14 protein-coding genes are annotated in these 12,855 nt (G+C 66.8%); 3 read left to right on the forward strand and 11 right to left on the reverse strand.

All coding sequences use genetic code 11. The features are described from left to right. Positions 1-50 precede the first annotated feature (50 nt). On the forward strand, positions 51-929 hold the full coding sequence (locus RCAP_RS17305; protein ID WP_013069193.1) for a ribokinase: 879 nt from the start codon (positions 51-53) through the stop codon (positions 927-929). On the opposite strand, the gene phoB is transcribed toward RCAP_RS17305, so the two are convergent. The 11 genes from phoB to tsaD all read right to left on the reverse strand — a co-directional run bounded on the left by phoB (position 930) and on the right by tsaD (position 10,836). Beyond that, positions 930-1,622 carry a phosphate regulon transcriptional regulator PhoB gene (gene phoB / locus RCAP_RS17310; protein WP_013069194.1) on the reverse strand — a complete coding sequence of 231 codons (693 nt, stop codon included), beginning with the start codon at positions 1,620-1,622 and terminating at the stop codon, positions 930-932. It lies immediately after the preceding gene. 3 nt (positions 1,623-1,625) lie between these two features. Continuing rightward, a complete protein-coding gene (phoU, locus tag RCAP_RS17315) occupies positions 1,626-2,336 on the reverse strand; it encodes a phosphate signaling complex protein PhoU (RefSeq protein ID WP_013069195.1) in 711 nt (236 codons plus the stop codon). Between the two features lie 11 nt (positions 2,337-2,347). Continuing rightward, positions 2,348-3,136 carry a phosphate ABC transporter ATP-binding protein PstB gene (gene pstB / locus RCAP_RS17320; RefSeq protein ID WP_373995825.1) on the reverse strand — a complete coding sequence of 263 codons (789 nt, stop codon included), beginning with the start codon at positions 3,134-3,136 and terminating at the stop codon, positions 2,348-2,350. 12 nt (positions 3,137-3,148) lie between these two features. Further along, entirely contained in the window at positions 3,149-4,480 is a 1,332-nt protein-coding gene (pstA, locus tag RCAP_RS17325) for a phosphate ABC transporter permease PstA (RefSeq protein WP_013069197.1), read from the reverse strand. Further along, on the reverse strand, positions 4,477-5,937 hold the full coding sequence (gene pstC, locus RCAP_RS17330; RefSeq protein WP_013069198.1) for a phosphate ABC transporter permease subunit PstC: 1,461 nt from the start codon (positions 5,935-5,937) through the stop codon (positions 4,477-4,479). The genes pstA and pstC overlap by 4 nt, the downstream gene beginning before the upstream one ends. Before the next feature lie 55 nt (positions 5,938-5,992). Further along, complete coding sequence (locus RCAP_RS17335; RefSeq protein ID WP_013069199.1) at positions 5,993-7,048, reverse strand: substrate-binding domain-containing protein; 1,056 nt, start codon at positions 7,046-7,048, stop codon at positions 5,993-5,995. A 108-nt stretch (positions 7,049-7,156) separates the two neighbouring features. Further along, a complete protein-coding gene (locus RCAP_RS17340; RefSeq protein WP_013069200.1) occupies positions 7,157-7,819 on the reverse strand; it encodes a CbiX/SirB N-terminal domain-containing protein in 663 nt (220 codons plus the stop codon). Positions 7,820-8,108: 289 nt separating this feature from the next. Then, complete coding sequence (locus tag RCAP_RS17345) at positions 8,109-8,528, reverse strand: EVE domain-containing protein (RefSeq protein ID WP_013069201.1); 420 nt, start codon at positions 8,526-8,528, stop codon at positions 8,109-8,111. Beyond that, the gene (locus tag RCAP_RS17350) at positions 8,528-8,797 is read right to left on the reverse strand and encodes a YciI family protein (RefSeq protein WP_013069202.1); all 270 of its coding nucleotides are present in this window, start codon (positions 8,795-8,797) and stop codon (positions 8,528-8,530) included. Before RCAP_RS17350 ends, RCAP_RS17345 begins: the two co-directional genes overlap by 1 nt. Continuing rightward, entirely contained in the window at positions 8,798-9,754 is a 957-nt protein-coding gene (locus RCAP_RS17355) for an NAD(P)H-dependent glycerol-3-phosphate dehydrogenase (RefSeq protein ID WP_013069203.1), read from the reverse strand. It abuts the gene before it with no gap. Continuing rightward, positions 9,751-10,836: a tRNA (adenosine(37)-N6)-threonylcarbamoyltransferase complex transferase subunit TsaD gene (gene tsaD, locus RCAP_RS17360; protein ID WP_013069204.1), complete on the reverse strand. Its 1,086-nt coding sequence runs from the start codon at positions 10,834-10,836 to the stop codon at positions 9,751-9,753. The genes RCAP_RS17355 and tsaD overlap by 4 nt, the downstream gene beginning before the upstream one ends. 70 nt (positions 10,837-10,906) lie before the next feature. Here tsaD and RCAP_RS17365 point away from each other — a divergent pair, with 70 nt between their 5' ends. Then, positions 10,907-11,605, forward strand: a complete 699-nt coding sequence (locus RCAP_RS17365) for a uroporphyrinogen-III synthase (protein WP_013069205.1) — start codon at positions 10,907-10,909, stop codon at positions 11,603-11,605. Between the two features lie 154 nt (positions 11,606-11,759). Beyond that, positions 11,760-12,854, forward strand: a complete 1,095-nt coding sequence (locus RCAP_RS17370) for a COG4223 family protein (protein ID WP_148214860.1) — start codon at positions 11,760-11,762, stop codon at positions 12,852-12,854. Position 12,855 lies beyond the last annotated feature (1 nt).

The raw sequence follows: 12,855 nt of genomic DNA on the forward strand, positions 1-12,855 counted from the left end.
CCCTCCGGGCCGGGGCGTCTCGGCCCGGGTCAAGACCCCGGAGAAGACCCATGACCATCTTCAACCTCGGCTCGATCAATGCCGACCACTTTTACCGCCTGCCGCATCTGACCCTTGCGGGGGAAACGCTGGCCGCGACCGGTTATGACCGGGGGCTGGGCGGCAAGGGGGCGAACCAGTCGGTGGCGGCGGCGCGGGCCGGGGCGGTGGTGCGCCACATCGGCGCGACCGGGGCCGATGGCGCCTGGATGCGGGCGGAACTTGCCGCCGATGGCGTCGATTGCGCCCATGTGGCCGAGGTCGATCTGGCCTCGGGCCATGCGATCATCATGGTCGATGCCGCGGGGGAAAATTCGATCGTGCTTTTCCCGGGGGCAAACCGGGCGGTGCCGCCGACGGCGGTCGAGACCGCGCTGGCCGGGGCCGCGGCGGGCGACTGGATGCTGATGCAGAACGAGACCTCGGCCCAGATCGAGGCGGTCGCTCTGGCGAAAGCCCGCGGTGTCAAGGTCGCCTATTCCGCCGCGCCGTTCGAGGCGGAAGCGGTGCGCAAGGTGCTGGCCGATCTCGATCTTCTGCTTCTGAACGCGGTCGAGGCGGCGCAGCTGTGCGAGGCGCTCGGCACGACGCTCGAGGCCCTGCCGGTGCCAGCAGTCTGCGTGACCCATGGTGCCAAGGGGGCGGTCTGGCATGATCTGGCGGGGAAAACCGCGCAGGAACAACCGGCCTTCAAGGTCACGCCCGTCGACACCACCGCCGCGGGGGATACGTTCGCGGGCTATCTGGTCGCCGGTCTGGCCGAGGGGATGACGCCGCCCGAAGCCTTGCGGCTGGCCGCCGGGGCCTCGGCGCTGAAAGTGACGCGGGCCGGAACGGCCGCCGCCATCCCGACCCGCGCCGAGGTCGATGTCTTTCTGCAAGACCGCTGATCAGCCCAGGCTGTAGCCGGTTCCGCGCACGGTGCGCACGGGATCGGCGCCGCCATTCACCATCAGCGCCTTGCGCAGCCGCCCCACATGCACGTCGATGGTGCGGGTGTCGACATAGATGTCGCGCCCCCAGACCCGGTCGAGCAGCTGATCGCGCGTCCAGACCCGGCCCGGCTTTTCCATCAGCGTCGACAGAAGCCGGAACTCGGTCGGACCCAGTTTCAGCGGCTGACCGTCGCGGAAAACCCGGTGCTCGGCGGCATCGAGAATGATGTCGTCGAAGACCAGCCGCTCGCCCATCGTGGCCGGGCGCGTCCGGCGCAGCTGCGTGCGCAGCCGGGCCATCAGCTCGACCACCGAATAGGGCTTCACCACGTAATCATCGGCGCCGGTTTCCAGCCCCCGCACCCGGTCGCTTTCCTCGGACCGGGCCGAAAGCATGATGATCGGGATCGAGCGGGTTTCCGGATTGGCCTTGACCCGGCGGCAGATCTCGATGCCCGAGACATTCGGCAACATCCAGTCGAGCACGACAAGATCGGGCTTTTCCTCGCGCAGGAACAACAGCGCCTCGTCGCCGTTCACTGCCATCACCACCCGGAAGCCCTCGGCCTCCAGGTTGTATTGCAGAACTTCGCGTTGCGCCGATTCGTCCTCGACCACCAGCACACAGGGCTGTTGCGCAGGACTCATCGATCAGCTCTCCAGCGGCTTGACGGCCACCACGCCATCGGATTTCGGCCGCGGCTCCTCGGGCATCTGGCCGGTGACCAGATAGGTCACCTGTTCCGCGATCGAGGTGCACAGATCGCCCATCCGCTCGATGTTCTTGGCGATGAAATGCAGATGCATGCAGGGGGTGATGTTGCGCGGATCTTCCATCATGTAGGTCAGGAATTCGCGAAACAGCGCATTGTACATCTGGTCGATCGCAACATCGCGGGCGCGGACATCGGCGGCCAGTGTCGCATCGCGCTGGATGAAGCTGTCGATCGAATCCTTCAGCATGCCCTCGACCTCCGAGGCCATGCGCCGGATCGCCCCCGAAGAGCCGTTGATCGACGGCAGGTCGGCGATCACCTTGGACCGCTTGGCGATGTTCTTGGCATAATCGCCGACGCGCTCCAGATTGCCCGAGATCTTGATCACCGTCAGCGCGATGCGCAGATCGGTGGCATGCGGGGCGCGCAGCGCGATCAGCCGCGCGGCTTCGGTGTTGATCTGCTCTTCCAGCGCATCCACCTGCTTGTCGCGCAGGCGGACGGTTTCGGCCAGTTCCTCGTCGCGTTCTTCCAGCGCCTGGGCGGCATCGAGAACCTGGGTTTCGACAAGCCCCCCCATCTTGACGACCATCGCCTGAACCGACTCGAGATCCCGGTCGAAGGATGAAACGATATGCTGTGACATGGGATCTTTCCTCAACCGATACGGCCGGTGATGTAGCTTTCCGTGCGGGGATCGCGCGGATTGGTGAAGATCTGTCCGGTTTCGCCGAACTCGACCAGATTTCCAAGGTGGAAGAAGGCCGTGCGCTGGCTGACCCGGGCGGCCTGCTGCATCGAATGGGTGACGATGACGACCGAGAAGTTGCTGCGCAGCTCGTCGATCAGCTCTTCGACCTGGGCGGTGGCGATCGGGTCGAGCGCCGAACAGGGTTCGTCCATCAAAAGCACCTCGGGCGAGGTGGCGACGGCGCGGGCGATGCACAGGCGTTGCTGTTGCCCGCCCGAAAGCCCGGTGCCGGGGGCGGTCAGACGGTCCTTGACCTCGTTCCAGAGCGCGGCCTTGCGCAAAGCACTTTCGACGACCTCGTCCAGCTCGGCCTTGTTGCGGACCAGACCGTGGATCTTCGGCCCATAGGCCACGTTGTCATAGATCGACTTCGGGAACGGGTTCGGCTTTTGGAACACCATCCCCACCCGGGCGCGCAGCTGCACCGGATCGACCTTCTTGTCGTAGATATCCTCGCCATCCAGCTGGATCGCGCCCTCGACGCGGCAGATGTCGATCGTGTCGTTCATCCGGTTCAGACAGCGCAGGAAGGTCGATTTCCCGCAGCCCGAGGGGCCGATGAACGCCGTCACCGTCTTGTCGAGGATGTCGATGTCCACATCCTTGATCGCATGCGAGGCCCCATAATAGACCTGCACCTTGCGGGCGGTGAATTTCGTCACGTCGGTGGTCACGGCTCTCTCCGTCAGTCGCATGTTGTTCATTTCTTACCACCGCCGTTCGAATTTGCGCCGCAAGATCACGGCAAGGGAGTTCATCATCAGAAGGAAGATCAGCAGCACGATGATCGCGCCCGAAGCCCGTTCGACAAAGGCCGGATCGGCGCGTTGCGTCCAGTTGTAGATCTGCACCGGGATCGCCGAGGCCGGATCGAGGATGCCCTCGGGCGGGGCGGCCGGGTAGTCTTTCACGAAGGCGACCATGCCGATCAGCAGAAGCGGCGCGGTTTCGCCCAAAGCCTGCGCCAGACCGATGATCGCCCCGGTCAGGATGCCGGGCACAGCCAGCGGCAGGACGTGATGGAAGATCGTCTGCGTCTTCGAGGCGCCGACGCCCAGCGCGGCTTCGCGGATCGAGGGCGGCACGGCATTCAGTGCGGCCCGGGTGGGAATGATGATCCGCGGCAGCGTCATCAGCGTCAGCACCAGCGCGCCGACGAGCGGCGAGCTTTGCGGCATGCCGGCGAAGTTGATGAAGGCGGCAAGGCCGAGGATGCCGTAGACGATCGAGGGCACGGCGGCCAGGTTCGCCACGTTCACCTCGATCAGGTCGGTGAAACGGTTCTTCGGCGCGAATTCTTCCAGATAGATCGAGGCGGCAACCCCGATCGGCAGCGCCAGACACAGCACCAGCACCATCATGTAGATCGAGCCGAGGATGGCGACGCCGAGGCCCGCGGATTCGGGCCGCAGTTCCGAGGCATCCGGGTTGGTCAGGAAGCCGGTGTTGAAGGCCAGTTTCAACAGCCCCGCGTCGCGCAGCTTTTCGGCCAGTTGCAGCTGTTCGGGGGTGATGTTGCTGTCCAGCGCGGCGCTTTCCATCGTCACCCGGCCCTTGAAGAAGCCGTCGACCCGGCCCGAGGCCAGCACGTCATAGGTGATCGTGGTGCCGACCAGTTCGGGATCGGCCAGAACCAGATCGCGCAGCCCGGCGGGCGCCTCCTTGGAGATCAGCTCGCCGATCGCCTTGGTCTTCATGCCCGGGGCCAGGTTCTTTTCGGTCACCACCGCTTCCAGCGCCTTGGTGATCAGCTTGCCATAGGTGACGGTCGTCGCCTTGGCCATCTCGGCCGGGTCGCGGTTACCCTTGGGGTCAAGCGCCTTGGCATCCAGCGTGATCGGCAGGCTCAGCACGGTCTGCCGAAACGCGCCCAGACCCGAGCCAAGCACCGAGGACAGCAGCACCACCAGCGCCAGCAGGCCGATGACGACGGCGGTGATGCCGTAGATGCGGAAGCGCTTTTCGGCGGCATTGCGGGCCTTGGTGCGGGCATCGGCGGTGTAAAGCGACCGCGGCGCGGAAGTCTCGACCATGGTCATTCGTATTGCTCCCGGTATTTGCGCACGATCACCAGCGCAAGGACGTTCAGCACCAGCGTGAAGATGAACAGCGTCAGCCCCAGCGCGAAGGCGACAAGGGTTTCAGGCGAGGCGAATTCGGTGTCGCCGGTCAGCTGGCTGACGATCTTCACCGTGACGGTGGTCATCGCCTCGAACGGGTTCATCGAGAGTTTGGCGGCCGCGCCCGCACCCAGAACGACGATCATCGTCTCGCCGATGGCGCGCGAGGCGGCCAGCAGGATGGCGCCGACGATGCCGGGCAGCGCCGCGGGCAGGATCACCTGTTTCACCGTCTCGGATTGCGTCGCGCCCATGGCGAAGGACCCGTCGCGCAAGGATTGCGGCACCGCGTTGATGATGTCATCGGACAGCGAGGAGACGAAGGGAATGATCATCACCCCCATCACCAGACCGGCCGTCATCACCGAGGAGGAGGAAGAGCCAAGCCCCAGCGGCTGGGCGACCCAGTCGCGCAGCAGCGGCCCGACGGTGATCAGCGCGAAAAGCCCGTAAACGATGGTCGGGATGCCCGCCAGCACCTCCAGAAGCGGCTTGGCGATGGAGCGCACCTGTTTCGAGGCATATTCGGCCAGATAGATCGCCGCGAAAAGCCCCACCGGCACCGCCACGGCCAGCGCGATGAAGGAGACGTAAAGCGTGCCCCAAACCAGCGGCCAGATCGACAGATCGGACCCGCCGCCGAATTTCGGGTTCCAGCTCAGCGAGAAGAAGAAGTCCCGGAACGGATAGAGCTGGAAGAAATGCACGGTCTGGAAGACCAGCGACAGCACGATGCCGACCGTGGTGCCGATCGCCACCAGCGAGGCGGCGATGAGCAGCCAGCGCAGGAAGGTTTCAGAGACGTTGCGGGCGCGGAACTCGGGATGGATGCGCAGGATCGCGAAGGCAAAGCCGCCGAGCGACGCGGCCAGCGTCAGCGCCGTCATCGCGAGACGCCCGAAACCGGTCAGATGGCGCCAGTCCTTGGCGGCCTCGAAGATCGAGGGCTGCACATTCGCGCCCAGCGCGATGCCGACATCGGCCATGCGCGAGCGGATGTCGCTGAAATCGGCACGCATGTCATGCAGGTCGGCCTCGGTCAGGTGGCCGTCGGCCAGCATCAGGTCGATGCCCCCGGCGATGCGGCGCACATCCGCCATGACAAGATCGCGGCTGGACCCCTGCGGCAGATCGGCGGCCGGGATCATCGCGGAAATCCGGCTGTCGATCACCACCGGCTGCGCCAAAAGCCAGGCCGCCATCAGCGCCAGGGCAGGCACGGAGGCGAAGAGCGCCACCGTCTGGCCATAATAACCGGGAAGGGAATGCAACAGGCGCAGATCCTTGCCGACCAGTTGCAGGGCCCGAAACCGGCCCAGAAAAAAGCCGCCGCAGGCAAGGGCGAGCACGATCAGCGCAAGAAGACCGGGGGTCATGTGTTCATCCGCAACAAGGGAAGGGAGGCGCCCGCAGGCGCCCCCCGAGGTTCGATTATTTCAGCGGCCCCATCGGGGTTTCCGCCTCGACCATCGCCTGGGTCGCGGCCAGTTCCGGGTCCGAAACCAGGCCGTAAGCGGCCAGCGGGCCTTCCGGGCCGGCCATCTCGTCGGAGACGAAGAAGGTGATGAATTCCTTCAGGCCCGGGATCACGCCCAGATGCGCCTTCTTGACGTAGAAGTAGAGCGGACGCGACACCGGATAGTCGCCCTTGGCGATCGTCTCGGTCGAGGGGACGATGCCATTGATGGTGGCGACGCGCAGCTTGTCGGTGTTGTTCTGATAGAACGACAGTCCGAAGACACCGATGGCGTTCTTGTTGGCGTCGATGCGCGACAGCGTCTCGGTGTAGTCGCCGTCGATGTCCACGGCCACGCCATCGGTGCGCAGCGCGCCGCATTTCTTCACGACGTCTTTTTTCTTCGCATCCTCGTCGGCGCCTTCGGCCGTCGCCATGTAAAGATCATAGGCGCCGGTGGCCTTGCAGCCTTCTTCCAGCACTTCGATGTCGAAGACCTCGCGGGTGCCATGTTTGGTGCCCGGGATGAAGGTCAGGATGTCTTGCGCGGGCAGCTTGGCGTTCACCTCGGCCCAGGTCTTGGCGGTGTTGTCGACCAGCTTGCCGTCTTTCACCACCTTGGCCGAGATCGCGCCGAAGATGTCGGCGGGGGTGAAGGCGAAGTCCGGGCCCTTGATGTCGGAGGCGAAGACGATGCCGTCATAGCCGATGCGGACTTCCATGATCTCGTCGACGCCGTTCGCCTTGCAGGTGTCGATGTCCGATTGCTTGATGCGCGAGGAGGAGTTGGCGATGTCGATGGTGTTTTCGCCCACGCCTTCGCACAGCTTCTTGCGGCCCGCGCCCGAACCGCCGCCTTCGACGACCGGGGTCTTGAAATCGAAGTTTTCGCCGAAGGCTTCGGCAACGATGGTGGCATAGGGCAGAACGGTCGACGAACCGGCCGCCTGGATCTGGTCACGCGCGGCAGCGCCGGTGGCCGAGGCGGCAACGATGGCAAGCGCCGAGACGCCGAATTTCACGAAAGTCATGGATCACTCCTGAAGATCTGGAAGGGCCGTTAAGACCTTGGCAACCCCTCTAGGCTCCTGTCGTGACGCTTATGCAAAAGATATATGACAGCTGTGTGACAAACACTTTCAGGCCCGGCGCAGCGCGGCGGCGATCAGATCGGCGACCTCGGGACGCTCGCCGATGGCGGGCAGCAGGCGGCCGCGAAACCCCGCCTCGGCAAGCGCTTCGGGAATGTCCTGCGCGACATGACCGGCGCGCAGGGCGAAAAAGGGCAGACAGAGCGCCTCGGGATGCTGCGCCGCGATGTCGCGCAGATGCGGATCTTCCTCGAGGAAGGCCGTGGCGATGCGCCGACCGGGCAGATGGGCGCCGATTCGCTCGGCCATCGCCATCGTCGCCATCCGCGAGCTGCGCGCCACCTGCGAGCCATGCGCGCACAGGATCAGATCGCCCGGACCGGCCTCTGCGACCGTTTTCACCACCAGCGCGGGCAGGCCGGGATCGGCGCCGAAGGGCGAGAGGATCTCCGCCCGGCTGCCCAGATCGGCCAGTCGGCGCGGCAATTGCCGCGAGGTGAACCAGCCCTCGGCCATGAAGAACGGATAGATCCGCGCCCGGGGCAGGGTTTCCAGCACGCGCGCCAGCGCCCCGGGCTTCGCCAGCGTCGCCGCCAGCACCCGGGTTCCGGGCAGGCGCGCGCCGACCTGTTGCGCCAGCGCAGTCAGCGCGGCCTCGGCCGGATCGGGGTTCGAGGGGAAACCATGGGCGACGAGGATGAAATCGGACATGGGCAAGACTTAGCGCGAAAGCCCGGCCTGACAAGGACGCCGCCCCGCGCCGCCGCGGTGTGGTTAACCAACCCCTGCGATGAAGCGCTTGGGATTGCATCATATTGTTCGGACTGCGCGATTGCGGGGAATCACCCGTTCACGTAAAAAGGGTGCAACGGCCAGTATGGCCAGGACCCGTATAAAGTTTCACGTGTGGTGCGTAGGGGAGCACGTGGGGTGAAGGAGGGTCCTGGTAGGGGTGCCGGGGCCCTCCGGTTTTTCGTGTGGGCTGCAACGCTTTCGCGTGTCAGGGCGCAACACCGCCCAGCTCGCAGACGATCTTCCATTCCTCTTCCGTGACCGGCTGCACCGACAGCCGCATCGACGTGACCAGCGCCATCTGCGCCAGCCGCGGATCGGCCTTGACCGTGGCCAGCGTCACCGGCCGGGCGAGCGGCCGCAGCGCCCGGATATCGACGCAATCCCAGCGCGGATCCTCGGTGGTCGAATCGGGATGGCTCAGCGCGCAGACCTCGACGATGCCGACGACCTCCTTGCCGATGTTGGAATGGTAGAAGAACCCCTGATCGCCCAGCTGCATCGCCCGCATGTTGTTGCGCGCCAGATAGTTGCGCACCCCATGCCACTCTTCGCCCTCCGCGCCCTTGGCCACCTGCATGTCCCAGGACCAGACGTCGGGCTCGGATTTGAAGAGCCATTTCGCCATCAGCCGATCACCTTTTTCCATTCGGTGACGCTGACAGATTCGAAGAGCCCGGCTGCCGCATAGGGATCGCCCGCGGCCCAGGCCTGCGCGGCGTCCAGGCTCTCGCAGTCCAGAATCACCAGCGAGCCGCACATCTGCCCCGCCTCGAGAAACGGCCCGGCCATTTTCACGATGCCGGTCGTCTCGATATAGGCCAGATGCGCGGCGCGGGTGTCGAGCCGCGTTTGCAGCGCCCCGGGCTTGTCCTTGCAGATCACGGCGTAAAGCATTCATTCCTCCTTCAGCGGGCGAGAGAGCAGCGCCGTAACGGCGTCGGCAACGGAAATCTTTTGCGCGCAAAGCGCGGCGATCATCGCGGCGATCGGCATCTCGAGGCCATGGTCCCGCGCCAGTCCGGTGACGGCCCGGGCGGTGGCGGCGCCCTCGACCGTCACGCCGGGATCAAAGGCCGAGCCACTGCCCAGCGCGATCCCGTAACGGAAATTGCGCGATTGCAACGAGGTGCAGGTCAGCACCAGATCGCCAAAGCCGGAAAGGCCCATCAGCGTCTCGGGCCGGGCGCCCAGTTTCATCGCCAGCCGGTTCATCTCGGCAAAGCCGCGGGTCATCAGCGCGGCGCGGGCGGAATCGCCCAAATTCGCCCCGATCACCACCCCGGCGGCGATGGCGATGACGTTTTTCAAGGCGCCGCCCAGTTCGGCGCCGATCGTGTCGGTGGTGCGGTAAAGCCGCAGCGTCGGGGTGGAGAGCCGCGCCTGCAGATCGGGCGCATCGGTCCGGCAGGCCAGCGTCAGCGCGGTGGGCAACCCGCGCGCGATATCGGCGGCAAAACTTGGCCCGGTCAGAACGGCGGCCAAGGCGCCCGGACAGGCCGCCTCGATCAGCGCCACCGAGCCGCGCCCGGTGGCCAGATCAATCCCCTTCGAGCAGGAGACGAGCACCTTGCCGTCAAGCAACCCGGCGTTTTCGCTCAGGAAACCGCCCATCTTCTGCATCGGCACGCCCAGCAGCACGATATCGCAGCCCGCGGCATCTTCGATCCGGTCGGTCACGGTCAGGACTTCGGGCAGCACGGCCCCCGGCAGACGCCGGTCGTTGCGACGGCTTTCGCGCATCTCGGCCACCTGCGCGGCATCGCGGGCCCAGAGCAGCACCGGCCCGCGTTGGGCGAGCGATATCGCCAGCGCCGTGCCGAACGCCCCTGCCCCCAGAACCGCAATCGTCATGCCTTGGCCCCCTTCTTGCCCGAGCCAAGCATCGCGGGCGCCGCAGCATCCAGCGGCCAGCGCGGCCGGGCGATCAGATCGGCCGGGCTTGCCAGCCCGAGCCGGAACCGCTCGATCCCCGCCCAGGCGATCATCGCCGCATTGTCGGTGCAAAGCCGCAGCGGCGGCGCGGTGAAACGCACCCCCTGCCCGGCGCAAAGCTGTTCCAGCGCCGCGCGAATCGCCTTGTTCGCCGCCACCCCCCCGGCCACGGCCAAGGCGGGTTCCGCGGGCGCGGTTTCCAGATAAACCGCCAGCGCCCGGCGGGTCTTTTCCGCCAGCACATCGGCAATCGCCTGCTGGAAGCCCGCGCAAAGATCGGCGCGGGTCTGCCGGTAAAGCCCGCCATGGGCGGCAATTTCCGTATCGCGGGCGCGCAGAAGCGCGGTCTTCAGCCCGGAAAACGACAGATCGCAGCCGGGCCGGTCCAAGAGCGGACGCGGAAACCGGAACGCCTTCGGATTGCCCTTGGCGGCCTCGGCCTCGACCGCGGGGCCGCCGGGCTGCGGCAGGCCGAGAAGCTTCGCCGCCTTGTCGAAGGCCTCGCCCGGGGCGTCGTCGATCGTGCCGCCAAGGCGGGAAAAACTGTCCGGCCCGCGCACCAGGAGAAACTGGCAATGCCCGCCGGAGACCAGCAGCATCAGATAGGGGAACGCAAGCCCGTCGGTCAGCCGCGGCGTCAGCGCATGGCCCGCCAGATGGTTCACCCCCACCAGCGGCAACCCGGTCCCGGCGGCAAGCCCACGCGCGCACATCACCCCCGACATCACCCCGCCGATCAGCCCCGGACCCGAGGTCACGGCGATGCCGTCGAGATCGGAAAGCCGAAGCCCGGCCTCGGCCAGGGCCTCCTCGACGCAGCGATCGAGCTTTTCGGCATGCGCCCGCGCGGCGATCTCGGGCACGACGCCGCCAAAGGGCGCATGCAGGGCGGTCTGCCCCGCCACGATCGAGGCCAGAACCGTGCCATCCGCACGCACCACCGCTGCGGCCGTGTCGTCGCAGCTCGATTCAAGGCCAAGGAAGGTCAGGAGTTTCGTCATGCCGATGTCGTTGCGCGGGGTCCTTCCTGCAGGTAACACCGGCTCAGGCATCGCACAACCCGAGGCGCCGATGAGCCCTGTTTCCCGACCGCCGCTTTTGCTGACCCGTCCCCGCGCCGGGTCCGAGCGTTTCGCCGCGCAGTTCCGCGCCCGGATGGGGGCGGATTGGCCCGTGGTGATCGCGCCGCTGCTGGAAACCGCACCGACCGGGGCGGATCTGCCCGCGGCAAATGCGCTCATCTTCACCTCGGAACAGGCGGTCAAACCGCTGGCCGAAAGCGCCCTTTCGGGCCGTCCGGCCTTTTGCGTCGGCGAGCGGACGGCGGCGGTGGTGCGGCGGGCGGGTTTCCCGGTGCTGGCCGTCGCCCCCGATGCCGAGCATCTGTTCGAAGTGATCCTGTCCGCCGCCGATCCGGGGCCGATCCTGCATGCCCGCGGCAGCGAAAGCGCCTTTCCCCTGGCCGAGCGGCTTGGTGCCGCCGGGCGGCAGGTCGGCGAAGCGATCGTTTACGCGCAGCTGCCCCAGCCCCCCGCGCCCGAGATGCTGTCGCTGTTCGCGCAGCCCGGTCCGGTTCTGGTGCCGATCTTTTCGCCCAACAGCGGCCGGTTGCTGGCCGAAGCCGCACAAGGCGCCCGGGCCGAATTGCGGCTGGTGGCGATTTCCGAAAAGGCGGCGCGGGCCTGTGCCGCGCTGCCTGCGACACTGCTGCAGATTGCAGCACGCCCGGATGCCGAGGCGCTGCTGGACGCACTTGTCGCACGGGCCTGAGAGCGGTTGAGGTTGAGCAGGCCGAAGCCGCTCAATAGACTGCGGCAAAATGAAGACATCGCGCCGCGTTGCGCGACTTGGAGGAGTGTCCATGGCGAACCCGGACGAGACGGAGCGTGACAGCACGGCACAGGCCGCTGCGCAAACCCCTGAAATGTCTGAAAAAGACGCAGGCGGACCGGGCGGGGACGTGACGGGCGCCAAGACCGAGGCCACAGCGCAGCCGGTGCCCGAAAAGGTGTCGAAACCCGCAACCGAATCAGCCCCGGCAAAGCCGAAGCCCGTGCCGCAACCGCCGCGCGGGGGGATGTCGGTCGTCTGGGGCGGCATCATCGCCGCGGTGATCGGCTCGGTCGGCACGCTGGTCGTGTTGCCGAAACTGCCGCCGGAGCTGCGCGAAAAGGTGCTGCCGGGCGCGCAAAGCACGGTGGAAAAGGATCTGGCCGCGCAGGCGGCGAAACTTGAGGCCGTGGTGAAGACGATGGCCGAACTGCAGGCGGGCAATGCCGGCGTCGCGGCGCTGCAGACCGCAGTGGGCGAGCTTTCCGGCAAGGTTCAGGCGCTGGAAGCGCAGGGCGGCACCGCCCCCGCCGCGCCGGTCGATCTGTCCGGCGTGCAGGGGCAGATCGACGCGCTGAAAGCGATGGTCGAGAAGAGCCCGGCCTTCGCTTCGCAGCAGCAGCTGGAGGTGGCGACCGCCGAGGCCAAGGCGAAGATCGCCGAGGCCGAGGCCGAAACCGCGAAGATCCGCGCCGCGTCGGAAGCCGCGGCGAAAAAGGCGATCGCCCAGGCGGCCGTGGCCCGGCTGGCGGCGGCTTTTGACACCGATGCGCCGATCGATGGCGCGCTGGGCGATGTCGCGGCGGCGGGTGTTTCGGTGCCCGAGGCGCTGAAGGGCGATCTGCCCTCGATCGCCGCGCTCAAGGCGGCCTTCCCCGAGGGCGCGCGCAAGGCGCTGACCACGGCGCGCAAGGCGACCGCGGGCGAGACGATGACGGACCGGCTCGGCTCGTTCCTGCTGGCGCAGACCGGGGCCCGGTCGCTGACGGCGAAGGACGGAACCGGCCCGGATGCGGTGCTGTCGCGGGCGCAAACCGCGGTCGATGCGGCGCAATTCGACGCGGCTCTGACCGAAATCGCGGCCCTGCCCGAAGCGGCGCAGGCCGATCTGCAACCCTGGAAGGACATGGTGGCCAAGCGCGCGAGCGCGCAGGCCGCCATCGCCGACCTGACGCAATCCGTGCAATGAG

This window comes from Rhodobacter capsulatus SB 1003 (genome assembly GCF_000021865.1).
Lineage (GTDB): Bacteria > Pseudomonadota > Alphaproteobacteria > Rhodobacterales > Rhodobacteraceae > Rhodobacter > Rhodobacter capsulatus_B.

Excerpts from the sequence above, each read along its gene's own strand:
- RCAP_RS17305 (WP_013069193.1), top strand. The coding sequence starts at position 51 with ATGACCATCTTCAACCTCGGCTCGATCAATGCCGACCACTTTTACCGC.
- phoB (WP_013069194.1), bottom strand. The coding sequence starts at position 1,622 with ATGAGTCCTGCGCAACAGCCCTGTGTGCTGGTGGTCGAGGACGAATCG.
- phoU (WP_013069195.1), bottom strand. The coding sequence starts at position 2,336 with ATGTCACAGCATATCGTTTCATCCTTCGACCGGGATCTCGAGTCGGTT.
- pstB (WP_373995825.1), bottom strand. The coding sequence starts at position 3,136 with ATGCGACTGACGGAGAGAGCCGTGACCACCGACGTGACGAAATTCACC.
- pstA (WP_013069197.1), bottom strand. The coding sequence starts at position 4,480 with ATGACCATGGTCGAGACTTCCGCGCCGCGGTCGCTTTACACCGCCGAT.
- pstC (WP_013069198.1), bottom strand. The coding sequence starts at position 5,937 with ATGACCCCCGGTCTTCTTGCGCTGATCGTGCTCGCCCTTGCCTGCGGC.
- RCAP_RS17335 (WP_013069199.1), bottom strand. The coding sequence starts at position 7,048 with ATGACTTTCGTGAAATTCGGCGTCTCGGCGCTTGCCATCGTTGCCGCC.
- RCAP_RS17340 (WP_013069200.1), bottom strand. The coding sequence starts at position 7,819 with ATGTCCGATTTCATCCTCGTCGCCCATGGTTTCCCCTCGAACCCCGAT.
- RCAP_RS17345 (WP_013069201.1), bottom strand. The coding sequence starts at position 8,528 with ATGGCGAAATGGCTCTTCAAATCCGAGCCCGACGTCTGGTCCTGGGAC.
- RCAP_RS17350 (WP_013069202.1), bottom strand. The coding sequence starts at position 8,797 with ATGCTTTACGCCGTGATCTGCAAGGACAAGCCCGGGGCGCTGCAAACG.
- RCAP_RS17355 (WP_013069203.1), bottom strand. The coding sequence starts at position 9,754 with ATGACGATTGCGGTTCTGGGGGCAGGGGCGTTCGGCACGGCGCTGGCG.
- tsaD (WP_013069204.1), bottom strand. The coding sequence starts at position 10,836 with ATGACGAAACTCCTGACCTTCCTTGGCCTTGAATCGAGCTGCGACGAC.
- RCAP_RS17365 (WP_013069205.1), top strand. The coding sequence starts at position 10,907 with ATGAGCCCTGTTTCCCGACCGCCGCTTTTGCTGACCCGTCCCCGCGCC.
- RCAP_RS17370 (WP_148214860.1), top strand. The coding sequence starts at position 11,760 with ATGTCTGAAAAAGACGCAGGCGGACCGGGCGGGGACGTGACGGGCGCC.